This window comes from Mesorhizobium temperatum, assembly GCF_002284575.1.
Lineage (GTDB): Bacteria > Pseudomonadota > Alphaproteobacteria > Rhizobiales > Rhizobiaceae > Mesorhizobium > Mesorhizobium temperatum.
Genome location: NZ_NPKJ01000076.1, coordinates 125773 through 150394 on the forward strand (window position 1 = coordinate 125773; position 24622 = coordinate 150394).

Genomic DNA, 24622 nt, shown 5'->3' on the forward strand with positions numbered 1-24622 from the left:
AAAACGGTAAATTAACCGAAAAGGACAACAGTGCCGTGTTCGATCACGGTCTGCAGGCACGCCTCATGTCCGTCACTCATGCCAAGGCTGGTTCGCCCGTCCGCGGACGGAGGGCCGAAGGCATAGGCCCGCCGCGACGGATAGAAGACGAACTGCGCAAACAGAATGATCGTTTTTCGGCGGCCGTCGAGAACATGTCGCATGGTTTGGGCATGTTCGATGCCGACGAGCGTATGATTATCTGCAACGGCAACTATATCAGCATCTTCTGCCTCGACGCCGAGATCGTGCAGCCCGGCATCCGGTTTTTCGACATCCTCCAGCACAGCGTCGACATCGGCGTCGCCTCGCACAGCGCCGAAGAACTCTATGCGATCCGCAAGCCCTATATCGACCAAGCGAAACCTTCGACCTACGAGGAAACGCTGTCGGATGGCCGCATCATCCATATCTCGCACCGGCCGCTGGCTTCGGGTGGCTGGGTGTCAATCTATGAGGACATCACCGAGCAACGGCGTGCCGAACAGGAGCTGAAGGAGCAGCACCGCCGTTTCGACGCAGCACTCGCCAACATGTCGCAAGGCCTTATGATGTATGACGCAGACAGCAGGCTGATCGTGCGCAACGAACGTTTCCTGGAACTCTACCACGTGACGCCGGCCGATTTTCCGCTTGGCATGAGTCACGGCGACGCGCTCGAGCAGCTCGCCCGCCTGGGTATCTATGCAGAGATCGACATCGACAGTGAAATCTCGAAAACCGCGGCCTGCCTTCAAGCCGGGGAAATGCGGTCAACCTACCGCCATCTTGCCGATGGCAGAACGCTTTTGGTCGTGCGGCGGCCGATGAGTGGCGGTGGCTGGGTCGCAACCTTCGACGACGTCACCGAGCGCAGGCGCGTCGAAGAGCGCATGACCCATCTTGCGCATCACGACACGCTGACCAACCTGCCCAATCGCTCGATGTTCCGCGAACGGCTCGACCGGGCCTTGGGCGAGGCCACGGACCTGGCGATATTCTCGCTCGACCTCGACCGCTTCAAGGCCGTCAACGACACCTGGGGGCACCCGGCCGGCGACTGGCTGCTGAAATGCGTGGCCGAGCGGCTGCAAAATTGCCTACGCAACGAAACGGACGTGGTCGCTCGTTTCGGCGGCGATGAGTTCGTCATCATCCAGTTCAATCCAAAAGGTGCCGGCCCAAAAGGTGCCGGCGATGCGGAAAAACTGGCAAAACGCATTGTCGACATCATCGGAAAGCCGTTTCGCGACAAAAGCCGCGACATGCATGTCGGCATCAGCCTTGGCATCGCCCTTTTCCCCAATGACGGCAGGGATGCCGACACGCTGCTAAAAAACGCCGACATGGCCCTTTACAGGGCGAAAAGCGAAGGACGCAACGCCTATCGCTTCTTCGAGCCAGGCATGGATGCGATGGTGCGGGCACGACTCGCACTCGAAACCGACCTGCAGGCAGCGCTGCGGCGTCGGGAATTCGAGCTCGATTTCCAACCCATCATGAACATCGCCTCCAGCGAAATCGTCGGCGCCGAAGCGCTGATGCGGTGGCACTCGCCGGCACGCGGCTTGGTGCCGCCAGACGACTTCATCCCGGTCGCCGAAGAAACCGGACTAATCGTGCCGCTGGGGGAATGGGCGCTGAGGAAAGCCTGCACGGTTGCGGCGGGCTGGCCGCATGGGTTGCGTATCGCGGTCAATGTCTCGGCTGTGCAGATCAAAAGTGGCACCTTTGCCCGCAGCGTGATCTCCGCGCTGGCATTTTCCGGCGTGCCGGCCGATCGGCTTGAGCTGGAAATCACCGAAACAGTGCTGATGGATGAGAGCGATACCGTGCTCAAGACGCTCAGGCAGTTGCGCGACCTCGGCATCCGTATCGCGCTGGACGATTTCGGCATCGGTTATTCGTCGCTCGGCTATCTCCGCCGCTTCCCTGTCGACAAGATCAAGATCGACCGCTCCTTCATCCGCGATATCGACAACCGCGACACGGCCGCGATCGTTCACACGGTCATCGGGCTCGGTGCGCAGCTTGGAACGACCGTCACCGCCGAAGGCGTCGAAACCGAAGCGCAACTTGAGTTCCTGAGAAGGGAAGGCTGTGTCGAGGCCCAGGGATATTTGATCGGCGTACCGTCGAAGGCGACGGATATTGCTCGCTTGCTGGAGTCGCGCGCGGCGATCAGGCAATCAGGCTGACTGCGACAGGCCGGACATAAATCGTAATCTAAAATAGAAAAATTAGAGCGTAGAGCAAAGTCGAAAGGAACGCAATTATTAACGGGTGAAATACCAAAACCCTGGTTTTATTTCCAATTCTGTGAAGGGGATCTTTTCCTTCTCCCCAATAAAATTCGTTACTTTTCTTAAGCGGATTATCCCGGGCGAAATCCCAACCTGTGCGCGAATAAAAAATGACATCTGAAATCACTACCCTAATATATAGCAACAGGACAGTCGACTAAACTATTAGGTAAATATATCTGAACAAACCGTCCCCTCATTTGCTCCCGTGGACGGTGCGAGCGGTAAGTCTACCGACCCTGTCGGTCGAGCCGCTCCAGGAACCACTGCGTCAGCCGCACCCAGACCTCGTCTTTTTCGCCAGAGTCCTCCCAACCATGGTCGAGATTGGGATTGTCGTTGACCTCGATGACGAAGACACCGTCCCTGGTCTCCTTGAGGTCGACGCCGTAGAGGCCGTCGCCGATGCAGCGCGCTGCCTTGACCGCGGTGTCGACGACATGGGTCGGCGCTTCCTTCAGAGTGAAGGTCTTGATGCCGCCCTGGTCGGGCTTGCCGTTGGCCTTGTGGTTGACGATCTGCCAGTGCTTCTTGGCCATCAGATAGTGCACGGCAAACAGAGGCTGACCGCCGAGCACGCCGACGCGCCAGTCATATTCGGTCGGAATGAATTTCTGCGCGATCAAGAGATCGGAATCCTCCAGCCATTCGGTGGCAAGCGTCTTCAGCTCCTCGAACGTGGCGCATTTCTTGACGCCGCGCGAAAACGACGAGTCCGGGATCTTCAGCACCAGCGGAAAGCCCAGCGCCTGCGCCGCAACTTCGAGATCCGAGGTGCCGGCGATCATCACCGTCGGCGGCACCGGCACCTTGTTGTAGGTCATCAGCTCGTTGAGATAGACCTTGTTGGTGCAGCGGATCATCGACAGCGGATCATCGATGACAGGCATGCCTTCCTGCTGGGCGCGGCGCGCGAAGCGGTAAGTGTGGTTGGAGATCGAAGTGGTCTCGCGGATGAACAGCGCGTCGTAATTGGCGAGCTTGGCCAGATCCTTCTTGGTGATCGGCTCGATTTCGACGCCCATCTTTTCGGCGATCTTGGCCCAGTAGCGCAGCGACGAAATCTCCGACGGCGGCAACTCCTCATGCGGATCGACCAATGTGGCGAAGGTGTAGCGCGCCGGCGTGCGGCCCTTGGTGTCGCGCCACTCGCGGTTGGTGTAGGTCTCGAGGCACTGAAGGAAGCGCTTTTCTTCCTCCTCGGTCATCCTGGCCAGCGGATGGAAGCCGATCTTGCGGATTGACGCCCATTCGGCGCCGTCCGTGATGCGGACTTCCAGCGCCGGCGCTCGAAACCAGTCGAACAAAAGCTTGGCGAAGCGATCCCATATCCTCGACGGGCCGATGCCGAAGAAGATGCAGACTTTTTGCGGAAAGGCGCCGCCCAGATCCTTGCGGCATTTGTTGAGCGCGAGTTCCAGCTCCGGCAGCGCATGATCGTAGAGCTTGCGCTCGGACAGGTCGATCATCGTCTCGACCGTCGGGATGACCTTGTGGCCGCGCGAACCGGCGAGCAGCGAGGCATAGTAGCCGCGGCTTTGGTAGCCGTAATTGTTGGACAGGTTGATGACCTTCGGCCGCTGGCCGCGAAACAGCGCCGGATGGGCAAGGTAATCGCGATTAGTGATGATCTTGTGCGGTGTCGCCACCTGATCGAGATCGTTCTGCCGGCCGGTAAGGATGACCCAGGTCATTGTCTGTCGCGCTTTCCGAGGGTGATGGCGGCACGCAATCCGTCGCGGCCGAACTGCGCCATGTTCATGAAGATGCCGTAAGGCACCGGAATGTTGGCGGCATCAAGAATGGTCTCCTGTCTCTCGTCCTCGACCCAGGGATCGTGGATCAGGATATGGTCGCCGTCGTCGCCGATGGCGAGCACCCAGTGCGGAACCTTCTTGCCGAACATCAGGAAGCCGCTGATCAGGACCAACACCAGTTTTCCCTCGGCGATCGCGGTGCGGATGTCGTCGATGGCGAATGGACGGTAATTCACCGGGATGCCGTAAAGTTCCGCGCGCCGGCGAAAGTCGACCTGTGCCAGTTCCATCACCCGGCGCTTCTCTTGGCTGCGCACCGACTGCAGGAACAACGCGCCATGGAAGGAGACATATATCTCGGCAGAGAGTCCGCTTTCGTGGCCGGCAACGGCGAGGCCGAACGGCTCGCAGCCGCCAGGCCCCGACATCATGAAGACGGTGGTCGCCTCGCGCCACAAACGGATTTCCATGACCGGGTCGGGCATGAAGCCGGGATCGAAATTGGCCATTGCCATCATCAGGCAGCACGGGCCGCAGGTGAATTCGCAGGTCTGCTGGTAGAACGGCACCCTGGTGGCGACCGGAATGTCGCCGCGCAAGGTCTTTTCGTAGCGCAGCGCCGTGGCGCCGTCCTCGTAATAGCCCGGTTCGCGGCCGATCTTGCGGTAGCCGCTCTGCTCGTAGATGCGAATGGCTCGGCTGTTGTCCTCGCGCACCTCGAGGCGCAGCATCATGCGGTTGTGTTCGAAGGCGGTCTCCTCCGCCGATGCCAGCAGCATGCGGCCAATGCCGAGCCCGCCAAAAAAGGGACCGATGGCGATGGAATAGAGCCGCGCGACGCCGCTGCCTTTGCGAAACAGCACGACCGCATAGCCGGCGACGCGGCCGTCGCTTTCGGCAACCAGCAGCTCGGCACTTTCGCGTTCGATCAACTGGCGAAAGGAGCGGCGGGAAATGCGATCGCTCGAGAAAACAGCCTTCTCGATGACGGCGAGGTCATCGACGTCGGACGCGCGGGCCGTGCGAATCTCGGCAGGCATGCGGGCTCAGAAAACCTCGATTGCGTTGTGGAAAAGGCCCTGGTCAGAGGTGTCGACAACACAGCCGAAGCGCCAGCATCCGTCAAGCGCTATCGCACCTTGATTCGGGCTCAATTGTGACAGTTTCGCCGGGTGCATGGCCCCGAAAATCGAAATCGATTTTCGGAAAGGATCATGCGCAAAAATTAAAGTGCTACAGCGTCCTTTGCGCATCCAAAGGACGCGCGGCGCTGTAGACGCAACCTTTGAAAAACAGGCGCAGCTCAGCTGGCCAGCCCGGCAAGAAGCTGGCTGTAGGCGCTCTTCGCCACCGCAGTCAGCTGCGCGCGCGGCAGCGATCCGACGACGGCGCAGCTATAGCCCTTATCCAGCCAGTAGACGGCCTCGGGGCCGTTCTCTTCCGACCCATAGGTGCCCTTGGCCTTCTCGGCCGATTCGGCAGTGACGAACAGCGAGATGCGCTCGCCTTTGTCGTCCTCATAAAGCAGCATCGCGGCCTTGCTCTCGCCAGCGGGCAGCAGCCGGCCGCCGACGAGCTGGAATCCTTGCGCCGCCAGATCCGGTGCGACCAGCTTCAGGCCGACCCGATTGGACAGCCAGGTCTGCAGATGATCCTTGTCGCTGGCGGGCACTTCCACCGCATGTCGCTGCTCGGCGGCATAGATGACATGGGCTGCGATCGCCTGCTCGACGAGTTGGTCCTCGGCGGGGTCTTCCAGACCGAGATGGTCGATGCCGGCGAAATAACCGCCAACACCGCCAATGGCCAGCATCGCCGCTGCGGCAGCCGGGAGCCACCAGCGCGAGCCCAATGGCACCGTCTTGACCGGCGCCTCGCCGAACACGATCTTTTGCAGCCGCGCCGGCACCGGCTCGTCGAGCACGCCGGCGAAGGCGGCACGCAGCGCTGCGCGGTCGGCGACATAGCGGGCGCTCCTCGCCTTCATTTCAGGATTGGCGTCGAGCCAGGCGTCGTAAGCCACGCGCTCGTCAACCGGCAACTCGCCGTCGAGGGCCATATGGATGTCGCGTTCTGAAAAATCGCGCCGGGTCATTTCTCGACGATCCTTATCGCCCGGCGACGCGCGGCGTCATCCAGCAGCCCGCGCAACTCATCACGCCCTCGCGCGATGCGCGACATCAGCGTGCCGGCCGGCACGCCGAGGATGGTGGCGGCTTCGGCATAGGAAAAGCCTTCGATGGCGACCATGACCAATGCTGCGCGCCGATCGGGGCTCATCGCCTGCAACGCGTCGATAATTTCGCGCGAGGCGATGCTCTCCACCTGCTCGGCTGGTGCTGCCTGCGCCTCGCTCGCTTCCAGCGGCAGCATCGCGGCTTCGCCGCGCCGGTTCACCTTGCGCATCTGATCGATGAACAAATGATGCATGATCGTAAACAGCCACCTCCTGGGGCTTTCTCCAGTCTGCCAATTGTCGAGCCGCACAAGCGCCCGTTCGAGACAGTCCTGAACGAGATCGTCGGCGGAATCGCGGTCGCGCAGCAGCGAGCGCGCATAACGGCGCAGGCGTGGTATTTCGCCCAGGATTGCTGCCTTCTTTTCGTCCATGACCGCTGGTTCTGAGGTCGCCTCTGTTCATCCGATTGAACGCGCCTTCACGGCGCGGCGCAAGCGGCCAACGCGAAGCGGTCCGCCGCCCCGGCCACCCAAGCAACAGAATAACGCTGCCGGCGGGCGATTTATTCCCGGTTAGATTGAAAACCGTTAGCTATTGCTCGTCCGAAGCTTTTCCCTCGCTGCTCTTGTCAGCAGCCGCTGATAAAACAGGCCGATGCCGATCAGCACCGCGCCGAGGCCGATGAAGGACAGCGCCCTCAGCACGCCTTCCAGTTCCGACATGTCGAAGAGAAAGACCTTCAACACGGCGACCGAGATCAGCGCGGCCGACGCGATGCGCAGCACCTGCGACTTCAGCCAGACGCCGGCGGTGAGCAGCGCCACACCGATGATCAGCCACAGCGCGGAATAGGTATAGGTCTCGAGCTGGCCGAGGCCGCTCCACAGGCCGATGAACTCGCCCTTGAACAGCCGCCGGACCGACAGCGTCGCGTAAGCGAAGGCGAGCAGCGCCGCCACCAGCGCCAGCATCGCGGCGTACCATTTCGGCCTGACGTCACGTGTATAGAGCCCGAGCCCGCCGGCAGCGGCGGCCGGCAAGAGATAGGCGAGGAACAGCAGGTTGAACACCAGGATTCGCCCGGTCGATTCGTCAGTAAACAGCGGGTTCAGCGCCACAAAATGCTGGATGACGATGAAGGCGACCGAGACAACGCCCGCAGCAAGCGAACCATAGCGCAGCACCGAGCTTGGCGAGCGCATGTCGATGGCGACCAGGATGGCGCCGGCGCCGATGGCGATCAGCGTATAGATCGCCTGCTCGGCGAGCGTGATAGCACCCGTGTCGATGACGCCGCCATGCATGGCGTGGCGCACCAATATGGCAACCGTGAGCAGCGCAAACAGTGCTGCGCCCGCTTCCATGGCTAGGCGTGGCCGGCCATTTGTGGTGCGGGCAAGCTGCCAGGCGGCAAAGCCGAAGGCAAGCGCCGGCACGCCGTAGCCCGGCAGCAGCCAGTTGAATACCGGCGTCGTCGACAGGAATTCGGCGCCGACGATTGTCGGATCGAAGGCGACGCGGCCGAGTACGGCGATGACCGCGCCGACCGAAATCCAGCCGAGCATCGGATAGGCGCGCCAGCGGGTGGCCAGCGCCGGCACGATGGCCGCGGCACCCAGGAGGATGGTGGTCCAGCCGGACCCGAAGGCCATGTAGATCATCAGCAAGGCGGCGACTGCTGCCCCACCAAACGCGAAGGAGACGGCAGCACCGCCCTGTAGCGGCGGCTCTTCACCGCGCGCGATCCACTCGCCGCCGGCGGCGAAGACCACGACCAGAAGGGCTGCAACCGCCGCGTAGACAAGATCGCGGTCGAGATTGCCGAAGGTGAACCAGAGCGCCAACAGAATGACCAGCGGCGCGACAGCGCCCCATGCCGCCCATGAGGCGGCGCGGATTTGTGCCGACGCGGCAAATTTGCGCGCAGCCCAGAATCCGGCGCCGATGAACATAAGTCCAAGAAAGATACCGATCCTGAGCATCAGCGTATCGGCAACTGCCGCGGGCAGACCTTCGACGTCGAGAACGCCACCTGAAAAATCTGAAGCGACGGAGGTTGGCGGAATGATGCCGAGATAGACCAACACAGTGGCCAGCCCTGCGGCGTGCAGAAGCGCCAGCGCCAGCGGCCGGTAGAACGCTACCGCGACCAGGGCTGCGATAAGGGCTGCTCCCGGCAGAGCATCGCCAGCAGCGTATGCCGGGTCGACGGACAGCGCCATCGCCGAAAGGCCGACGAAGAAGCCAGGTGCGATCGAGGGCCAGTCGAAGCCCCTGGCGGGCTCTGCTTCGCCACCGCGACGGCCGAGCCAGACGAAGGCAAGCACGGCCAGGGTCACCGCATTGATGAAGAGGATGACAGGCAGGTTCGTGCCCGGCGCATCAGTCATGTAAAGAATGGTCCAGAGGCCGGTGCCGACGAACGCTGCCGCCATCAGCAATTTCCAGTCGCGCAGCCGGGCGATGACGCCGGTGGCGGCGAGCACAATCGCCAAATAGCCGAACAGCGCCCAAGGATTCGGCGCCTGCGAGGCGACCAGCATCGGCGTCACCACCGCGCCGAGCAGGCCGATGCCGGCCAGCGCCTGGCCGTGGACGAGGGCGGCCGCGATGGTCGCCACACCGATGGCGCCGAGCAGCGTGAAGGCGAGCGCCGGCCCGATGAAGCCGTAAACGCCATGCGCGGCATAAACCGTGCCGAACAGGATGAAAGCACCGGCCGCCGTCAGGATCGCCGGAATATAGGCGCCGGCGACGCCCTGCACCGGCACCCTGAAGCCGGTGCGGCGGATGAACTCGCCAACGGCGACCAGCACCAGCCCGAGCATTGCTGCCATGCTCAGCCGCACGCCGGGACCGAAAATGCCGGCCTCGATGGTGTAGCGGATCAGGAACAGGCCGCCCAGCGCCAGCGCGATGCCGCCGACCCAGACCGCCCATCGGGTGCCGAGCGCCGTTTCAATGTCAGGCTTTTGCGTCGCTTTCGCCGTCGCGGCGGCCGGTTGCGAAGGTGCAGATCCAGCCGGCGCCGCTTCACCCGCAGCCCACGGTCCGGATGCAACCTCTGCGGCTTCAGCCTCTGTGGACGGCTTTTCCTCAGCCTCGCCCGCCGATGGCGGGGCAATGTCGGTCACGGCCGCAACTGCCGCGTCTGCTGGCATGCTGTCGTTTGCGGCCGGTTCTACCGGCTTGGCCTGCGGCGGGCCGACATGGACGCCCGAAAGCACGAGGCTGCGCAGCGCACCAAGTTCGCGCTCGATCAGGCCGATGCGGCTCTGCTGGCGCGAGATAATGACGAACAGCACGATGATCGCGACGAGGCCGATCAGGCTTTCGAACATGGCGGTTCCCCCAAACCAAGCCAGTAGTTACTGACAAATAGGGCGGCCAGACGGCCAGCCGAGTCAGCGCGCCGCCAGATTGGCGGCCGCAAAGATCGAGCACGTTTCGGTGCCGAAAGCCAGAAGCTTGCCGTTGGCATCCTTCAGCGTCGCTTCCGAAACCGCCAATGTGCGGCCCTTGTGCACCACCCTGCCCTCGCACACCACCTCGCCGGTCTTCGGCGTGATCGGCCGTGTCAGGTTCACCTTGAACTCCGCCGTCGTATAGGCCTCGCCCTTGTCGAGCAGCGTTTGCACCGCGCAGGCAAGAGCCGAATCCAGCAGCGTCGCGGCCCAGCCGCCATGCACCCCACCCAGCGGATTGAGATAGCGCTCGTTCGGCAGGCCGCGGAACACCGCGCGTCCTTCCGACACTTCGGTCAGGTCGAAACTGAGCTGGAACGAAATCGGCGGCGCCGGGTATTTGTTGTCGATGATGCGCTGGAGCAATTCCAGGCCGGTGTATTCGAGGATGTCGCCGTGCGGAATGGTGCCGAGGCCGAGCGGCGAGACCCGGCCGGGATAGAGCTCCACTTCGCTCATCTGGTGATTTCTCCGGCTGCGGGTTCTTCGATCAGGGTCTTGCCGGGCGCATGGTGCTTGCGCAAGGCGGCGAGGAAGCCGGCGCGGGCGCCGGGCGCCTCAATGCCGCGCGGCTCGTAGACGTGGCGGGAAAAAAAGAAGCCGGTCAGCCGGAAGGCGTCCTCGATCGCCGCCGGATCGGCGCGCAGGCTGGAGCCGCGCTGCAGGAAAGCGGGGAGCACCAGCATCTTGTCGCGCCATGGCGCGCCGGCCTGGCGCGACACGGCGCGCCCGGACTTCGGCGAGACATAGGCAAGGTCTTGCCTGGCGCCGGTCGCGGCACACTGGCTGAGATCGAGGCCGAAGCCGAGTTCGTCGAGAATCAGCAATTCGAAGCGCGCTACCAGCTCGCCGGCGGCGTCCGCATCGTCGAGATGGGCGATCATCACGGCCAGCGTCTCGTAGAGGCCGTCATGGGCGTCGCGCTCGGGCAGCAGGCGCAGATGCGCGGCCATGGTCTGCAGCCCATAGATGGCGACGGCGCTGTCCATGAGCCGGGCGGCGTTCATCTCGATCGCCTCGGCCTGGAAGGTGCCAAGGTGTTCGTCGAGCCGCGCCCGCCACAACAGGTCGACGCGATTGCCGGGCTGCAGAACCGGCTGCTGCTTGCGCGAGCGGCCGCCGCGCACAAGGCCGAGGTGACGGCCATGTGCACGCGTCATGACCTCAAGAATGGCGCTGGTTTCGCCATGCTTGCGGGTGCCGAGAATGATTCCCTCATCGCGCCATTCCATGAACGGAGCTTGTCACCGCTTCGGTGGCGAAATCAAGATTGGGTTTTTCGGGCCCTGTGTGGGGTCCCTCCGCAGCGGTCCGCGCGCTGGTGGTCGGCAATCACTTCATCGATCACGCGTCGCGACTTTTCAACTTCGACTGGATTGATGTCTATATGGCCGGCGACCGTGATCAGCGCTTTCCATAGCGTCCAGCCACGGCCCCGTGCCCAGGTTGCCTCATCGGCCTGAAGACCCGCGCGAAACACCTCTCGGCTTTTTCCTTCGAAGAGCGTCCACGCGATCGCCAAATCGCACGAGGGATCGCCCACGCCCGAAGTCCCGAAGTCGATCACGGCGCTCAAAGCGCCTTGCCTGACCAACAGGTTTCCCCAACTGACGTCACCGTGGAACCAGACTGGCGCGCCATGAAATGTCGCGGCAAGCGCTGCTTCCCACACAGCGCTCGCGGCGCCTGTGTCGATCTTGCCGTCGAGGGCCGCAATTGCCTGCCGGGTCTCGCCGTCATAGACGCTCAGTGGTCCGCCGCGAAAAAAATTTTGCTGCCCTGGCGCCGGTCCACCGGCGGGATCGATCTGTTGCAGGGCGACCAGGAATTGGGCCAGGCCGGCCGCGAATTGCGGCAGGCTGGCAATACGCTCCAGCGTCGCCGTCTCGCCTTCGATCCAGCGGTAGACGGACCAATGCCAGGGATAGTCGTTGGCCGGGGCTCCCATCGCCAGCGGGACCGGGACAGGCAGCGGCAGCAGAGGCGCAAGCCTTGGCAGCCAGCGATGTTCCTTTTCCACTTGCAAGGCATAGGCCGCCGCACTCGGCAGCCTCACCAGCATATGGTCTCCGAGATGAAAGGTCCTGTTGTCCCATCCGCCTGATGCAACCGGCCGGACAGCAAGATCCTTCCATCGGGGAAATTGCGTGGCGACCAACCGGCTCACGAGGGCTGTGTCGATAGTAACTTCGTGTTTGAGCATGATCTTTTCCGAAACCGGCTCCCACTTTTCGGAAACATGCTCTAATGCGGAAACTCCAGCCCCATCTCGCGATAGCGCTCGGGGTCGTCGCCCCAGTTCTCGCGCACCTTGACGAACAGGAAAAGATGCACCTTCTGTTCGAGGATACCTGATATCTCCATGCGTGCCGCCTGGCCGATGGCACGGATCGTCTCGCCCTTGTGGCCGAGCACGATCTTCTTCTGGCTGTCGCGCTGGACATAGATGGTCTGGTCGATGCGCACCGAGCCGTCCTTCTTCTCTTCCCATTTCTCGGTCTCGATATGGGAGGAGTAAGGCAGTTCCTGATGCAGCCTGAGATAGAGCTTTTCGCGAGTGATCTCGGCCGCCAGCTGACGCATCGGCAGGTCGGAGATCTGGTCCTCCGGGTAATACCAGGGGCCGGCAGGCAGGGTTTCGGCCAGATAGTCGAGCAGGTCCTTGCAACCCGACCCGGTTAGCGCCGAGACCATGAAGGTGCGCTTGAAGGGCACCCTTTCATTCGCTGCCGCGGACAGGGCCAGCAGCGCCTCGGGCCTGACCCGGTCGACCTTGTTGAGGATCAGCACCATCGGCTGGCGGACATCCTTCAGCCGTTCGAGGATCGCGTCAGCGTCGCCCCTGATGCCGCGCTCGGCGTCGATCAGCAGCAGCACGATGTCGGCGTCCTTGGCGCCGCCCCAGGCGGTCGTCACCATCGCCGTGTCCAACCGCCGCTTCGGCTTGAAGATGCCCGGCGTGTCGACGAAGACGATCTGTGCGTTATTGTGGATGGCGATGCCGCGCACGATGGCGCGCGTCGTCTGCACCTTGTGGGTGACGATCGACACCTTGGCGCCGACCAGTTGGTTTACCAGCGTCGATTTCCCCGCATTGGGCGCGCCGATCAGCGCAACGAAGCCAGAATGCGTGGTGGCGGCTTCTGTTGCCGGCGGGACGTCTTCGGTGGCGGTCATGCCGCGCTCCCCTTATTTAGCCAGACGCCTTCGCGCAACAGCAGTGCAGTAGCGGCGGCTTGCTCGGCCTCGCGCTTGGAGCGCCCGCTGCCGGTCGCCGGCGGATAGGCGCCGACCTTGACGCTGACGGTGAATAGCGGATCGTGGTCCGGTCCCTCGCGGCTGTCAATTATGTAGACCGGCACGGCGCCTGCCGCCTGATGCGCCCATTCCTGCAGTTCGGTCTTGGCATCGCGGCGGGCGGCACCGATGGCCTGCGAGCGCGGCCGCCAGTATTTGTGGATGAAGGCGCGGGCCGCCTCCAGCCCGCCGTCGAGATAGAGCACGGCGATCAGCGATTCCAGCGCATCAGCCCGCAGATTGACGCGTTTGCGCCCGTCCAGGCCGCGTACGTCCGAGCCGGCACGGATCAACTCCGGCAGGCCGATCTCCTCGGCGATGTCCGCCAGCACCTCGGCATTGACCAGCGCGTTGAGCCGGAGCGACAGCTCACCTTCGGCAGCGTCCGGATACGCCGCCAGCAGCATGTCGGCGACGACCAGGCCGAGGACGCGGTCGCCCAGGAATTCGAAACGCTCATAGTCGATGCCGGCATGGCTGCTGCGGGCGCTGGCATGGGTCAGCGCGCGCTGCAAGCGCTGGCGGTCGGCAAAGGCGTGGCCGGTGCGCTCCATGAGCGCTTCGGCGAGCGCGTCGACGGTCAGCCGTTTTGTCGCCGCCATGATCCTAATTGACGAAATGGAGCAGGCGCGACGCGCGCATCAGCGACGGCCATTTCCAGATTTCGAGCGGGCTGGCGCTGCCACCGATCGAGAAGAAGATGAGATTGGCGCGGCCAACCAGGTTGTCGTCGGGCACGAAACCGACGGTGAAGCGGCTGTCCGAGGAATTGTCTCTGTTATCGCCCATCATGAAATAGTGCCCGGGCGGCACGTCGAATTCCTGGGTGTTGTCGCCGATCGAGTTGGGTATCAGGTCGAGCGTGTCATAGCTGACGCCATTCGGCAATGTCTCGCGATAGACGTCAACCGGCCCGCTCTCCTCGGTGATGTCGCGATTGTCGATCTGCCCGACCTTCTGGCGTGGCACGCCGACCCCGTTGATGAAGAGCTGACCGTCCTTGACCTGGATCTTGTCGCCCGGCAGGCCGACGACGCGCTTGATGTAGTCGACGGAGGGGTCCGGCGGGAACTTGAACACCGCCACGTCGCCGCGCTTCGGCTCGGCGCCCCAGATGCGGCCCGAAAAGAGGTCCGGCCCGAACGGCAGGGAATAGCGGGAGAAGCCATAGGACCATTTGGTGACGAAGAGATAGTCGCCTTCGAGCAATGTCGGCCGCATCGACCCCGACGGGATAGAGAATGGCTGGAAAAGAAGCGTGCGGATGACCAGAGCGAGCAACAGCGCCTGGACGATGACGCTGACGGTTTCGCCAAGCCCGCCGGATTTCTTCTGGGATTTTTCAGCCACGCTCATGTCGTCCTCGATTATGCGTTGGTTGGTATAGAGTCTCGGCGCGCGCTGGGCAACGTCATGCCGGTGGTCAGATGCAATCAATACGGCGCTTCTTCGACGGGCAACGCCTCGATGATCACAAAGGCTTGAGCAAGCGGAAAGTCGTCGGTGATGGTGAGGTGGATCGCCGCCCTGTGCCCGTCAGGCAGGATTTTGTCCAGCTGCGCCGCCGCCCCGCCGGTCAACGCCATGGTCGGCTGGCCGCTGGCCAGGTTGACGACGCCCATGTCGCGCCAGAACACCCCTTGCGCCATACCTGTGCCCAGCGCCTTGGCGCAGGCCTCCTTGGCAGCGAAGCGCTTCGCATAGGAAGCGACGCGGGCGCCGCGGTTTTCGGAGCGGGCCTGTTCGACCTCGGTATAGATGCGCTGGATGAAGCGCTGGCCATGGCGCTCCAGCGATTTTTCGATGCGTCTGATATCGATCAGGTCGCTGCCGATACCAATGATCATTCGGCGGGAACTTCCCGTCCGGCGATTCCAGCTCTGTCCGCCAGGCGCAGCGAGCGCGAGAACGAGCGGCATCGCCACAGATAGGTACGCACCCGCTCGAGAAAACCATCAGGCTTGCGGCGTCGAAAAAGCACTCTGTTCCTGTCCTGATATCCAAAGCTGCCGCCCCGACCACCCCGGGCCGGGCGCGACAGCTTTGCGGCCGTCGAAAGGCAACAACGACCTTGATATAGCGATACGCCGGCCGCAGAACAACCGTAGCTGCATGCCGTCCGCTTGCAGTCGCCTGCGGGACCGGCGTTTCGCCACTCCGGACACAGTATAATCGCGGCGGATTTGAGGAGGCGAGTTCGCCGCAGAAATCGACAGCAACTCCAGCTATCTACGGCCCATACTCGCTGACCTCGACGAGATTGCCGTCCGGATCGCGGAAATAGACCGACATCATCGGGCCACGGGCGCCGATCCGCTCGACCGGCCCGACTTCGACGGCAACGCCGTTGGCCGCTAGGCTGGCGCATATCTCGGAGAGCGGGCGGCCGGCGACCAGGCAGAAATCCGCGGAGCCCGGAGTCGGCGCCTTGGCCTTGGGCTCGAAGGTGTGGCCTGCCTCATGCACATTGACCTTTTGCGTTCCAAACAGCAGCGCCGTCGGCCGGTTCGGCTCGTCGAGGCGCCTGAAGCCGAGCACGCGCTGATAGAAGGAGCAGGTGTCTTCGACGGAATGAACCGTCAGTACGAAATGATCGATGCCTGCAATCACGGCAGCGCCTCAGTTAACGTTGTTTTATGCATGTCGTTGTCCCAAAATCGCTGCGCAGTTTTGGGCGACATGCATCAGATATTGCGGCTGCCCGGCTTGATGGCCGGTATGGCGGCGAGCTCGGGCGGCAGCCTGTCGACCGGGTAGGCCGGAACCTCATATTCGGCGAGCGCGATCAGCGGCACACCGACATCCGTCTTGCCGGCCGAGCGGTCGATGATGCAGGCAGCTGCAACGACCTCGGCGCCAAGCGCGCGCAGGCAGTCGATGGTCTCGCGGATCGACAGGCCGGTGGTGACGATGTCCTCGACGATGACGACGCGCGAACCCTTGGCGATCTCGAAGCGGCGGAGCCTGAACTCGCCCCCTTCCCGCTCGACCCAGATCGCCGGTGCGCCAAGATGGCGCGAGGTCTCGTAGGCCGGGATCAGCCCGCCGATCGCCGGGCCGACGACGTAATCGATCCTGCCGGACACAGCAGCGCGGATCTTTTCGGCCAGCGCCTTGCACAGGCGCTCGGTCTTGTCGGCATGCATGAAGACCCGCGCCTTCTGCAGGAAGACCGGACTTCGCAAGCCCGATGTCAGGATGAAATGCCCTTCGAGAACGGCACCGGCTTCACGAAAAATGCCCAGCACTTCGTCGGTGTTCATCTTTGCCTCGTCTCCAGCGCGCTGGTGATTTCTAGCCGTTCACGCGCCGCGCATCGCTGACGCTCGAATTGTCCTTGAGCTGCGACAGCAGCCGGTTCAGGTGCTTCAGGTCCCAGACTTCGAGATCGATCAGCATTTCGGTGAAATCGGGCGCGGTGCGCACCATCGACAATGTATGGATGTTGGCGTCGTTGGATGCAACGACCTGCGCGATGTCGGCCAGCGAGCCCGGCGCGTTGATGGCGGTGACCGAGACTCGCGCCGGAAACCGCTCCTTGGTGCGCTCGTCTATGTCCCAGCGCACGTCGATCCAGCGTTCGGGCTGGTCGTCGAAGGCCTGCAACGCCGGTGACTGGATCGGATAGATGGTGATGCCGGTTCCCGGCTGCACGATGCCGACGATGCGGTCGCCGGGCACGGCACCTTCCGGCGCGAAGCGCACCGGCAGGTCGCCGCGGACGCCGCGGATCGGCACGGCGCCGTCCTTTGGCTGGTCCTTGTCCTTGCGCGCCGCCCGGCCCGGAATCTGGAACAGCATGCCGGCGGCGTTGCGGATCTTCGACCAGCCCTCTTCGCGCTGCTTGGGCGCAACCAGCGTGACGCGTTCATCCTTGTAGTCGGGAAACACCGCCTTCATCACGTCGGTGGAGGCAAGTTCGCCGCGTCCGACCGAAGCCAGCACATCCTCGATATCCTTGCGCGCCAGCCGGTGCAGTACCGACTTCAGGCTTTCCTTGGTGAAGGTCTTGCCGGACCGCTCGAACGCACGCTCCAGAATACGAACGCCGAGACCTGAATACTGCTTGCGGATGGCGGCCTTGGTGGCGCGACGGATTGCCGAACGCGCCTTGCCGGTGACGACGACCGATTCCCACGCCGCCGGCGGCACCTGCGCCTTGGAGCGGATGATCTCGACCTCGTCGCCATTCTTCAGCTCGGTCATCAGCGGCATGATGCGACCGTTGACTTTGGCGCCGACGCAGGTGTCGCCGACATCGGTGTGCACGGCATAGGCGAAGTCGATCGGCGTGGCGCCGCGCGGCAGCGCGATCAGCATGCCCTTGGGCGTGAAGCAGAATACCTGATCCTGGAACAGTTCCAGCTTGGTGTTTTCGAGGAAGTCCTCGGGATTGTCGCCTTCGGCAAGCTGCTCGATGGTGCGCCGCAGCCAGGCATAGGCGTTGGTCTCCTTCGAGATCGCGTGGGCAGTGCCGTTCACTTTGCCGCCGCTGTCCTTGTAGATCGAATGCGCGGCAACGCCATATTCGGCGATCTTGTTCATCTGATAGGTGCGGATTTGCAGCTCGACGCGCTGGCGCGACGGTCCGACGATGGTGGTGTGGATCGAACGGTAGTCGTTCTGCTTCGGCGTCGAGATGTAGTCCTTGAAGCGGCCGGGCACCATCGACCATGTCGTATGGATGGCGCCGAGCGCCCGGTAGCAGTCCTCGACGGTATCGACCACGACGCGGAAGCCGAAAATGTCGGACAGCTGCTCGAAGGACAGTGCCTTGGCCTCCATCTTGCGGAACACCGACCATGGCTTCTTCTGGCGGCTCTTCACCTCGGCCTTGATCGCATATTTGTCGAACAGCGTGGACAGCGCCGTCTCGATCTCGGACAGCACGCCCTTGTTGCGCTCGAAGATTTCGGCGAGCCGCGCGGTGACGGCGCGGTAGGCTTCCGGATTGATGAAGCGGAAGGCGATCTCCTCAAGCTCCTCGCGCATCCCTTGCATGCCCATGCGCCCGGCCAGCGGTGCATAGATATCCATCGTTTCCTCGGCGATGCGCAGACGTTTGGCCTCGGGCACATGGTCGAGCGTACGCATGTTGTGCAAGCGGTCGGCGAGCTTGACCAGCAGCACGCGAACGTCTTCCGAGATCGCCAGCAAGAGCTTGCGCAGGTTTTCAGCCTGCTCGGCCTTTTTGGAGACGAGGTCGAGTTTCTTCAGCTTGGTCAGGCCTTCGACCAGCTTGCCCATTTCCGGACCGAACAGCTCGTCGATCTCGGCCCTGGTCGCCGTGGTGTCCTCGATCGTGTCGTGCAGCAGGGCAACCGCGATGGTCGCCTCGTCCATGTGCATTTCGGTGAGGATGGCGGCGACTTCGAGCGGATGCGAGAAATAGGGATCACCGGAGGCGCGCTTCTGGTGACCATGCTTCTGCATGGCGTAGACATAGGCCTTGTTGAGCAGCGCCTCGTTGACGTCAGGCTTGTAGCGCTGGACGCGCTCGACAAGCTCATACTGACGCATCATGGGCGGGATCTCGCAAGGCTGAAATGAATCATGCGCCGCACTGGCGTACGGCGCATGTCATAGATAACCACGAAACCGCCGACGCGAAAGTGTCGGCAGCCGCGGCGAAGATCAATAATCGTCGCTTTTTTCCGGCGGCACCAGACCTTCGATGCCGGCCAGGAGATCTTCCTCGGTCATGCGGTCGAAGGTGATGTTGTCCTCGGTGTCGTCGGCATCGGTTGCCGCAGCGGCGGTACCGGTCTGGTCGGCGATCGCCTCGCCATCGGCTTCCGGCTCGTCGACCTCGACATGCTTCTGCAGCGAGTGGATCAGGTCTTCCTTGAGGTCGTCGGGCGACAATGTCTCCTCGGCGATCTCGCGCAGCGCGATGACCGGATTCTTGTCGTTGTCACGAGGAACGGTGATCTGCGCGCCTTGGCTGATCTGACGGGCGCGGTGGCCGGCCAGAAGCACGAGCTCGAAGCGGTTGTCGACCTTGTCGATGCAATCTTCAACGGTTACGCGGGCCATGAGCTGCCCCTTTCATGCCTGGATTTGATGGAAAACAGGCGCGGTCCATAACCCGAACGCCGCCAAAATACAAGCTTTTTGGCAATGCCAGCTCCGGGGCCAGGTCCGCGGTAGGGCCAAGGCAAGGCTGGGCGCGCGCCGCCTGCGACGAAACGGCACCGATCACAATTGCTTGCTATGCAGCACCATACCCTTGGATTACCGTAAAACCGGCGTTATCTCGAATGACGAAGGTCAGCCGGTTATTTTCAAGCCGACCGATAGTCACGCTCATTTAGACGACCGTTATTTTCGAAAAGGAATATTTTCCATGTTCGACCCTCGGGAAAAAATCGCTCTTTTCATCGACGGTGCCAATCTTTACGCCACGTCGCGCGCGCTCGGCTTCGATATCGACTACCGCAGGCTTTTGTCGAGCTTCCAGAAGCGCGGCTACCTGCTGCGTGCATACTACTACACCGCGCTGGTCGAGGATCAGGAATACTCCTCGATCCGGCCGCTGATCGACTGGCTCGACTATAACGGCTTCAAGGTGGTGACAAAGCCGGCCAAGGAATTCACCGACTCGACCGGCCGCCGCAAGATCAAGGGCAATATGGACATCGAGCTGACGGTCGATGCGCTGGAACTCGCCGATGTCGTCGACCATTATGTAATCTTTTCCGGCGATGGCGATTTCCGCACGCTGGTCGAGGCGCTGCAGCGGCGCGGGCGCAAGGTCTCGATCGTCTCCACCATGGCATCGCAGCCGCCGATGATTTCCGACGATCTGCGCCGCCAGGCGGACCATTTCATCGACCTGATGACGCTGAAGAGCGAGGTCGGCCGCGATCCATCCGAGCGGCCGGTGCGCCGGCCCGAGCCGGCCGAAGTCGACGAGGACGATTTTTGACGGCGGCGGTCTTGACCGCTCCCCTGGTCGCATCCCCCGAGCCGGATCGCGACTGCCCGCTCTGCCCGCGGCTGCATGATTTTAGAGCGCAATGGCGGCAGCGCGAGCCGTCCTGGTTCAATGCGCCGGTGCCGACCTTCCTGCCGCCGGAGGGCGAGGATGCAGTGCGGCTGCTGATCGTCGGGCTGGCGCCGGGCCTGCGCGGTGCAAACCGCACCGGACGTCCCTTCACCGGCGACTTTGCCGGCGACCTGCTCTACAACACGCTGATCGCGCACGGCTTTGCGCGCGGCCAATTCAAGGCGCGGCCCGATGACGGGCTCGAGCTTGTCGGCACGGCGATCACCAATGCGGTGCGCTGCGCGCCACCGGACAACAAGCCGGTCGGCGCCGAGATTGCCACCTGCCGGAGGTTCCTGGTGCCGACAATCGCGCGGTTTAAAAACCTGCGCGCCGTGCTGGCGCTTGGCTCGATCGCGCACCAGTCGACGGTGCGGGCGCTCGGCCAGCGTGTTGCGGCTTATCCCTTCCGCCACGGCGGACAGCAGCAACCCAATGGCGTGACGCTGTTTTCGAGCTATCACTGCTCGCGCTACAACACCAACACCGGCGTGCTGACGGAAGCGATGTTCGTCAACGTGTTCAGCCAGATAGAAGAGTTTTTGCAGAAATAGAATCGGGCGCGCCGCCGTCAGTTGGCTAAAAGCCCTCCAGGACGATCTTGCCCTTGGCCTTGCCGCTCTCGATCAATGCATGGGCGCGCTTCAAATTGGCGGCATTGATGAGGCCGCCTGTCTCGCCGAGCGTCGTGCGGATCGCACCAGTGTCGACGAGCCTAGCCAATTCGTTCAGATGTTCGCCCTGCGCCGCCATGTCCGCCGTCTCGAACATCGAGCGGGTGAACATGAATTCCCAATGCACCGAGACGCTCTTGCGCTTGAACGGATTGATGTCGAGCGATTTCGGATCGTCGATAACCGCGAAACGTCCTTGCGGCGCGATCGACTCGGCGATCTCGGCCAGATGCTGGTCAGTGTTCGTCGTCGAAAACACGAAGCTAGGGGCACCGATACCCAGTGCTGCGACTTCGGCTGCCAGCGGCCTGGAATGATCGACGACATAATGGGCGCCGAGCCCGAGCGCCCAGTCCCGTGTTTCAGGCCTCGACGCGGTGGCAATCACCGTCAGGCCGGTCAACTGCCTCGCAAGCTGCACTGCGATTGATCCGACGCCGCCGGCGCCGCCGATGATCAGGATGGCGGGTGCCGCACCCGCCACGGACTTCCTGACATCGAGACGATCAAACAGGGTCTCCCAGGCGGTGACCGCCGTCAGCGGAAGCGCTGCTGCTTCCGCATAGCCGAGTGAGGTCGGCTTGCGGCCGACGAGCCGCTCGTCGACAAGATGGAACTCGGCATTGGTGCCTTGCGGCGCCAAGGCGCCGGAATAGAAGACATCGTCGCCGGGCCTGAAGAGACTCGCATTCGCGCCGGTCGCGACAACCCGGCCAGCAGCATCCCAACCGAGTACCCGCCATTGACCGGCTTCGGGAGCAACGCTGCGCCGCACCTTGGTGTCGACCGGATTGACCGAGATCGCCTTCACCTCGACCAGCAGGTCGCGTCCCTTGGGCTCGGGCTTCGGCAGTTCGATATCGACGAGAGAGGCCTCGTCGGTGATGGGAGCTGGGATTTGATAACCGACGGCGCGCATCTTCATCTCCATGATCGCTGTAGTAAGCGATAGACATGCTGTCTACGATCACCGTGCGCAACAATGCACATATAAAGCACATAGTGTCGAAAAGGATACCGTCATGCCACGTATTCGCGACGACCGATTTGATTGCAGCCCCGGCTGCACCGTGGAGGGAACGCTCCGCTACATCGACGGAAAATGGAAAGGTGTCGTGCTCTACCATCTGTTCGAGGGCACATTGCGCTTCAACGAGATTCGCCGGCGGTTACCGAACTGCACGCAGCGCATGTTGACCAACCAGCTTCGCGAGTTGGAGGCGGATGGGCTGATTGCGCGCAAGATCTATCCGCAGGTGCCGCCGAAAGTGGAATACAGCCTGACGCCGCGTGGCAGGAGCCTAGAGCCGGTGATCACCGCCCTGAAGACCTGGGGCGATGCAAATGTGGCCCTTGGCCCTCAGACGTCGCAAGCCGCGGCGTAAGGGCGGCCGAGAAGCGCCTCACCCGAGGCGTTATCCCTGAATCCGTTCAGGGTGTTCGCGGGGCTTCTGAAGGCATGGATCCAGGTGGCGCCGCGAACAGTGTCGTCAGCGTTTCCTGCCTGCCCTGAAGGACATTCAGATCGACATCGCCGCTGATGCCGTCGACGCGACCCTTGTCGTGGTACTGCCAATAGATCCACTCGTCATGACCTGGCTGCAGCGCCAGCGAACGAACCCAATGCGGGCGGCCGACGATCAGGGCGGCATAGACCCGTGCCGCCTCGTCGGTCACATAAAGGATCGCCGTTTTGCCGAAGGCTGCCTCGACAGGGCCAAGGAAAGCCGAGAGTTCGACATTCAATTCTTCGGGCGACGGCCGCCGCGGACAATTGCCGACGAATTCGATATCCACCACCGGCGGCAGCAGCGGTTGATTGCGCGGCACGACGGAGATGAAATTCTTCGCCTGATCGGCGCCAGGCCTGCAGAAGGTGAAGAAATGATAGGCACCGACCGCCAGACCGGCTGCGCGCGCCTCGCGCAGATTGGCGTCGAACGCGTCATCGACATGATCGCCGCCTTCGGTTGCCTTGATGACGGCGAAGGCGACATCGTCGGCGGCAACACGCCGCCAGTCGATCTGCCGCTGATGATGGGAAACGTCGATGCCCCTGACTGGATATTTGCCGCGGTCCGGAGAAAACGGATGGAAATAGAAATAGCCGCCGACCGCGACGAGGCACGCCAGGATCAGGCTAGCCGCACCCCAAAAGACGATCCGGTTCTTCAAAAGAGCGGCTCCCAGCCTACCCACGCTCCTTCAGCAGCCGGCCCTTCTCGCGCGACCAGTCGCGCTGCTTTTCGGTTTCGCGCTTGTCGTGCAATTTCTTGCCTCGGCCGACGGCGAGTAAAAGCTTCGCCCGGCCCTGGTCGTTGAAATAGATCTTTAGCGGCACCAGCGTCATGCCTTCGCGATCGACGCTCTGCGCCAGCTTGGCCATCTCGCGCTTGTTGAGCAGGAGTTTGCGGCGCCGGCGCGGTTCATGGTTGAAGCGATTGGCTTGCAGATATTCCGGCAGATAGGAGTTGATCAGCCAGATTTCGCCGCCCTCGACCGAGGCGTAACTGTCCTGGATGTTGGCCTGGCCCTGGCGCAGCGACTTCACCTCGGTGCCGGTCAGCACCAGGCCGGCCTCGATCGTGTCGAGCACCTCATAGGAAAACCGCGCCTTGCGGTTTTCCGCAACGGTCTTGTTGTTGGGATCGGCTTTTCTGACTTGATTCATGATGCGGAGAGGTGGCGCCTCATCTCTAATTAATCAAGCCGGCGTGCTTCATCGCTGCATCGATCTTCTCGGCGGTCGACTGCTCGACGGTGACCAGCGGCGAACGCAGCACGTTCTCGACCTTGCCCAGCTTCGACAGCGCATATTTCGCGCCGGACACGCCGGGTTCCAGGAAAATCGCCTTGTGCAGCGGCAGCAGGCGGTCCTGCAAGTCCAGCGCCTTGGCGTTCTCGCCGGAAAGCGTCGCCTCCTGGAATTCGGCGCACAGCCGTGGCGCGACATTCGCCGTCACCGAGATGCAGCCGACGCCGCCATGGGCGTTGAAGCCGAGCGCCGACGCGTCCTCGCCGGAAAGCTGGATGAAATCCTTGCCGCAGGTGGCGCGCTGCTCGGAAACCCGCTCGACCTTGCCGGTGGCGTCCTTGACGCCGACGATGTTCTTGAAGTCGTGCACCAGCTGGCCCATCGTCTCGGGCATCATGTCGATCACCGAGCGCGGCGGAATATTGTAGATTATGATCGGTAGGCTGGTCGCCTTGGCGACCGCGGCGAAATGCGCATAGAGGCCGCGCTGCGTCGGCTTGTTGTAGTAAGGCGTGACGACGAGCGCCGCGTCGGCGCCTGCCTTCTCGGCATATTGCACTAGGCCGACCGCCTCTTCGGTGTTGTTGGAGCCGGCGCCGGCGACGACCGGAACCCGGCCCTTGGCTACCTCGATACAGACCTTGACGACTTGGCGGTGCTCGTCATGCGACAGCGTCGGCGACTCGCCGGTGGTGCCGACCGGAACCACGCCCGTCGTGCCTTCAGCGATCTGCCAGGCGATGAAGGCGCGAAACGCTTTCTCGTCGAAACGGCCGCTCTTTTCGAACGGTGTCACGAGCGCGGTAAGCGAGCCTCTCAGCATGTCGTCCAACTCCTGGGGACTAGCGCATGACCCCGATTTTCGCTGGGGATCATGCGCCAAATTAAAAGTGCTACAGCGTCGTTTGCGCGTCCGAGAAGACGCGCGGCGCCGTAGGTGTTTTGTCGTGCGCGCCTTCTAGCCGAAAGCGAAGCGGCGCACCATAGTCTCGACACCGTTGCCCGGCAAGCATGGCAGTAGTGCCAGCAAGCGCAATTTGAAAGACCTTGATAGTCCTTTGTTTACGGGCTCTTCATAGCAGCCAACTAGGATTCAGTCGCTCTGTGCCTGTTGGGAATGTGCAAGA

The 24622-nt window shown here is 62.7% G+C and carries 24 protein-coding genes; 4 read left to right on the top strand and 20 right to left on the bottom strand.

The features are described from left to right. Nucleotides 1-65: 65 nt before the first annotated feature. A complete protein-coding gene (locus CIT26_RS34205; RefSeq protein ID WP_095496798.1) occupies nucleotides 66-2216 on the top strand; it encodes a putative bifunctional diguanylate cyclase/phosphodiesterase in 2151 nt (716 codons plus the stop codon). A gap of 335 nt (nucleotides 2217-2551) precedes the next feature. Here CIT26_RS34205 and CIT26_RS34210 read toward each other — a convergent pair whose 3' ends face one another. The 16 genes from CIT26_RS34210 to rpoZ all read right to left on the bottom strand — a co-directional run bounded on the left by CIT26_RS34210 (nucleotide 2552) and on the right by rpoZ (nucleotide 19054). Then, nucleotides 2552-4015: a RimK family protein gene (locus CIT26_RS34210; protein WP_095496678.1), complete on the bottom strand. Its 1464-nt coding sequence runs from the start codon at nucleotides 4013-4015 to the stop codon at nucleotides 2552-2554. Next, nucleotides 4012-5118: a peptidase C39 family protein gene (locus CIT26_RS34215; RefSeq protein ID WP_095496679.1), complete on the bottom strand. Its 1107-nt coding sequence runs from the start codon at nucleotides 5116-5118 to the stop codon at nucleotides 4012-4014. The genes CIT26_RS34210 and CIT26_RS34215 overlap by 4 nt, the downstream gene beginning before the upstream one ends. A gap of 263 nt (nucleotides 5119-5381) precedes the next feature. Then, complete coding sequence (locus CIT26_RS34220; protein WP_095496680.1) at nucleotides 5382-6173, bottom strand: anti-sigma factor family protein; 792 nt, start codon at nucleotides 6171-6173, stop codon at nucleotides 5382-5384. Then, on the bottom strand, nucleotides 6170-6688 hold the full coding sequence (locus CIT26_RS34225; RefSeq protein ID WP_095496681.1) for an RNA polymerase sigma factor: 519 nt from the start codon (nucleotides 6686-6688) through the stop codon (nucleotides 6170-6172). The genes CIT26_RS34220 and CIT26_RS34225 overlap by 4 nt, the downstream gene beginning before the upstream one ends. A gap of 156 nt (nucleotides 6689-6844) precedes the next feature. Further along, nucleotides 6845-9598 (bottom strand): DUF2339 domain-containing protein, encoded by a 2754-nt coding sequence (locus CIT26_RS34230; RefSeq protein WP_095496682.1) that lies wholly within the window; start codon nucleotides 9596-9598, stop codon nucleotides 6845-6847. Between the two features lie 63 nt (nucleotides 9599-9661). Then, nucleotides 9662-10180 carry a PaaI family thioesterase gene (locus CIT26_RS34235; RefSeq protein ID WP_095496683.1) on the bottom strand — a complete coding sequence of 173 codons (519 nt, stop codon included), beginning with the start codon at nucleotides 10178-10180 and terminating at the stop codon, nucleotides 9662-9664. Next, nucleotides 10177-10953 (bottom strand): DNA repair protein RecO, encoded by a 777-nt coding sequence (recO, locus tag CIT26_RS34240; protein ID WP_095496684.1) that lies wholly within the window; start codon nucleotides 10951-10953, stop codon nucleotides 10177-10179. Before recO ends, CIT26_RS34235 begins: the two co-directional genes overlap by 4 nt. Nucleotides 10954-10985: 32 nt before the next feature. Further along, nucleotides 10986-11924, bottom strand: coding sequence for an aminoglycoside phosphotransferase family protein (locus tag CIT26_RS34245; protein WP_095496685.1), 939 nt, complete (start codon nucleotides 11922-11924; stop codon nucleotides 10986-10988). A 41-nt stretch (nucleotides 11925-11965) separates the two neighbouring features. Beyond that, a complete protein-coding gene (gene era / locus CIT26_RS34250; RefSeq protein ID WP_095496686.1) occupies nucleotides 11966-12898 on the bottom strand; it encodes a GTPase Era in 933 nt (310 codons plus the stop codon). Beyond that, nucleotides 12895-13620 (bottom strand): ribonuclease III, encoded by a 726-nt coding sequence (gene rnc / locus CIT26_RS34255; RefSeq protein WP_095496687.1) that lies wholly within the window; start codon nucleotides 13618-13620, stop codon nucleotides 12895-12897. Before rnc ends, era begins: the two co-directional genes overlap by 4 nt. A gap of 4 nt (nucleotides 13621-13624) precedes the next feature. Next, entirely contained in the window at nucleotides 13625-14374 is a 750-nt protein-coding gene (gene lepB / locus CIT26_RS34260; protein ID WP_095496799.1) for a signal peptidase I, read from the bottom strand. Between the two features lie 77 nt (nucleotides 14375-14451). Then, entirely contained in the window at nucleotides 14452-14865 is a 414-nt protein-coding gene (gene acpS, locus CIT26_RS34265) for a holo-ACP synthase (protein ID WP_095496688.1), read from the bottom strand. Between the two features lie 382 nt (nucleotides 14866-15247). Then, on the bottom strand, nucleotides 15248-15628 hold the full coding sequence (locus CIT26_RS34270) for a VOC family protein (protein WP_095496689.1): 381 nt from the start codon (nucleotides 15626-15628) through the stop codon (nucleotides 15248-15250). Nucleotides 15629-15702: 74 nt separating this feature from the next. Then, nucleotides 15703-16281, bottom strand: coding sequence for an orotate phosphoribosyltransferase (gene pyrE, locus CIT26_RS34275; protein ID WP_095496690.1), 579 nt, complete (start codon nucleotides 16279-16281; stop codon nucleotides 15703-15705). Between the two features lie 31 nt (nucleotides 16282-16312). Then, nucleotides 16313-18541 (bottom strand): RelA/SpoT family protein, encoded by a 2229-nt coding sequence (locus CIT26_RS34280; protein WP_095496691.1) that lies wholly within the window; start codon nucleotides 18539-18541, stop codon nucleotides 16313-16315. A gap of 111 nt (nucleotides 18542-18652) precedes the next feature. Further along, nucleotides 18653-19054 (bottom strand): DNA-directed RNA polymerase subunit omega, encoded by a 402-nt coding sequence (rpoZ, locus tag CIT26_RS34285; protein ID WP_029354482.1) that lies wholly within the window; start codon nucleotides 19052-19054, stop codon nucleotides 18653-18655. Nucleotides 19055-19364: 310 nt separating this feature from the next. On the opposite strand from rpoZ, the gene CIT26_RS34290 reads away from it, so the two are divergent. Together CIT26_RS34290 and CIT26_RS34295 are read left to right on the top strand one after the other, a co-directional pair. Then, nucleotides 19365-19946 (top strand): LabA-like NYN domain-containing protein, encoded by a 582-nt coding sequence (locus tag CIT26_RS34290; RefSeq protein WP_095496692.1) that lies wholly within the window; start codon nucleotides 19365-19367, stop codon nucleotides 19944-19946. Continuing rightward, the gene (locus tag CIT26_RS34295; RefSeq protein WP_425350393.1) at nucleotides 19943-20620 is read left to right on the top strand and encodes a uracil-DNA glycosylase; all 678 of its coding nucleotides are present in this window, start codon (nucleotides 19943-19945) and stop codon (nucleotides 20618-20620) included. Before CIT26_RS34290 ends, CIT26_RS34295 begins: the two co-directional genes overlap by 4 nt. Before the next feature lie 25 nt (nucleotides 20621-20645). On the opposite strand, the gene CIT26_RS34300 is transcribed toward CIT26_RS34295, so the two are convergent. Continuing rightward, nucleotides 20646-21659 carry a zinc-binding alcohol dehydrogenase family protein gene (locus CIT26_RS34300; RefSeq protein ID WP_095496693.1) on the bottom strand — a complete coding sequence of 338 codons (1014 nt, stop codon included), beginning with the start codon at nucleotides 21657-21659 and terminating at the stop codon, nucleotides 20646-20648. Nucleotides 21660-21762: 103 nt separating this feature from the next. Here CIT26_RS34300 and CIT26_RS34305 point away from each other — a divergent pair, with 103 nt between their 5' ends. Next, complete coding sequence (locus CIT26_RS34305; protein WP_167391642.1) at nucleotides 21763-22125, top strand: winged helix-turn-helix transcriptional regulator; 363 nt, start codon at nucleotides 21763-21765, stop codon at nucleotides 22123-22125. 46 nt (nucleotides 22126-22171) lie between these two features. Here the strand turns inward: CIT26_RS34305 and CIT26_RS34310 are convergent, their stop codons facing one another. The 3 genes from CIT26_RS34310 to dapA are packed head-to-tail and all read right to left on the bottom strand — an operon-like array spanning nucleotide 22172 to nucleotide 24318. Next, nucleotides 22172-22915: a glycoside hydrolase family 25 protein gene (locus CIT26_RS34310; RefSeq protein ID WP_095496695.1), complete on the bottom strand. Its 744-nt coding sequence runs from the start codon at nucleotides 22913-22915 to the stop codon at nucleotides 22172-22174. Between the two features lie 16 nt (nucleotides 22916-22931). Continuing rightward, nucleotides 22932-23411, bottom strand: coding sequence for an SsrA-binding protein SmpB (gene smpB, locus CIT26_RS34315; RefSeq protein ID WP_023768487.1), 480 nt, complete (start codon nucleotides 23409-23411; stop codon nucleotides 22932-22934). Nucleotides 23412-23436: 25 nt separating this feature from the next. Beyond that, nucleotides 23437-24318: a 4-hydroxy-tetrahydrodipicolinate synthase gene (gene dapA, locus CIT26_RS34320; protein WP_095496801.1), complete on the bottom strand. Its 882-nt coding sequence runs from the start codon at nucleotides 24316-24318 to the stop codon at nucleotides 23437-23439. Nucleotides 24319-24622 lie beyond the last annotated feature (304 nt).

Coding starts and splice junctions, on each gene's coding strand:
- CIT26_RS34225 (WP_095496681.1), bottom strand. CDS start 6,688: ATGGACGAAAAGAAGGCAGCAATCCTGGGCGAAATACCACGCCTGCGC.
- CIT26_RS34245 (WP_095496685.1), bottom strand. CDS start 11,924: ATGCTCAAACACGAAGTTACTATCGACACAGCCCTCGTGAGCCGGTTG.
- CIT26_RS34210 (WP_095496678.1), bottom strand. CDS start 4,015: ATGACCTGGGTCATCCTTACCGGCCGGCAGAACGATCTCGATCAGGTG.
- CIT26_RS34230 (WP_095496682.1), bottom strand. CDS start 9,598: ATGTTCGAAAGCCTGATCGGCCTCGTCGCGATCATCGTGCTGTTCGTC.
- CIT26_RS34235 (WP_095496683.1), bottom strand. CDS start 10,180: ATGAGCGAAGTGGAGCTCTATCCCGGCCGGGTCTCGCCGCTCGGCCTC.
- CIT26_RS34280 (WP_095496691.1), bottom strand. CDS start 18,541: ATGATGCGTCAGTATGAGCTTGTCGAGCGCGTCCAGCGCTACAAGCCT.
- rpoZ (WP_029354482.1), bottom strand. CDS start 19,054: ATGGCCCGCGTAACCGTTGAAGATTGCATCGACAAGGTCGACAACCGC.
- lepB (WP_095496799.1), bottom strand. CDS start 14,374: ATGAGCGTGGCTGAAAAATCCCAGAAGAAATCCGGCGGGCTTGGCGAA.
- rnc (WP_095496687.1), bottom strand. CDS start 13,620: ATGGCGGCGACAAAACGGCTGACCGTCGACGCGCTCGCCGAAGCGCTC.
- CIT26_RS34290 (WP_095496692.1), top strand. CDS start 19,365: ATGTTCGACCCTCGGGAAAAAATCGCTCTTTTCATCGACGGTGCCAAT.
- CIT26_RS34220 (WP_095496680.1), bottom strand. CDS start 6,173: ATGACCCGGCGCGATTTTTCAGAACGCGACATCCATATGGCCCTCGAC.
- CIT26_RS34300 (WP_095496693.1), bottom strand. CDS start 21,659: ATGCGCGCCGTCGGTTATCAAATCCCAGCTCCCATCACCGACGAGGCC.
- CIT26_RS34205 (WP_095496798.1), top strand. CDS start 66: ATGTCCGTCACTCATGCCAAGGCTGGTTCGCCCGTCCGCGGACGGAGG.
- smpB (WP_023768487.1), bottom strand. CDS start 23,411: ATGAATCAAGTCAGAAAAGCCGATCCCAACAACAAGACCGTTGCGGAA.
- CIT26_RS34305 (WP_167391642.1), top strand. CDS start 21,763: ATGCCACGTATTCGCGACGACCGATTTGATTGCAGCCCCGGCTGCACC.
- acpS (WP_095496688.1), bottom strand. CDS start 14,865: ATGATCATTGGTATCGGCAGCGACCTGATCGATATCAGACGCATCGAA.
- CIT26_RS34215 (WP_095496679.1), bottom strand. CDS start 5,118: ATGCCTGCCGAGATTCGCACGGCCCGCGCGTCCGACGTCGATGACCTC.
- recO (WP_095496684.1), bottom strand. CDS start 10,953: ATGGAATGGCGCGATGAGGGAATCATTCTCGGCACCCGCAAGCATGGC.
- era (WP_095496686.1), bottom strand. CDS start 12,898: ATGACCGCCACCGAAGACGTCCCGCCGGCAACAGAAGCCGCCACCACG.
- dapA (WP_095496801.1), bottom strand. CDS start 24,318: ATGCTGAGAGGCTCGCTTACCGCGCTCGTGACACCGTTCGAAAAGAGC.
- pyrE (WP_095496690.1), bottom strand. CDS start 16,281: ATGAACACCGACGAAGTGCTGGGCATTTTTCGTGAAGCCGGTGCCGTT.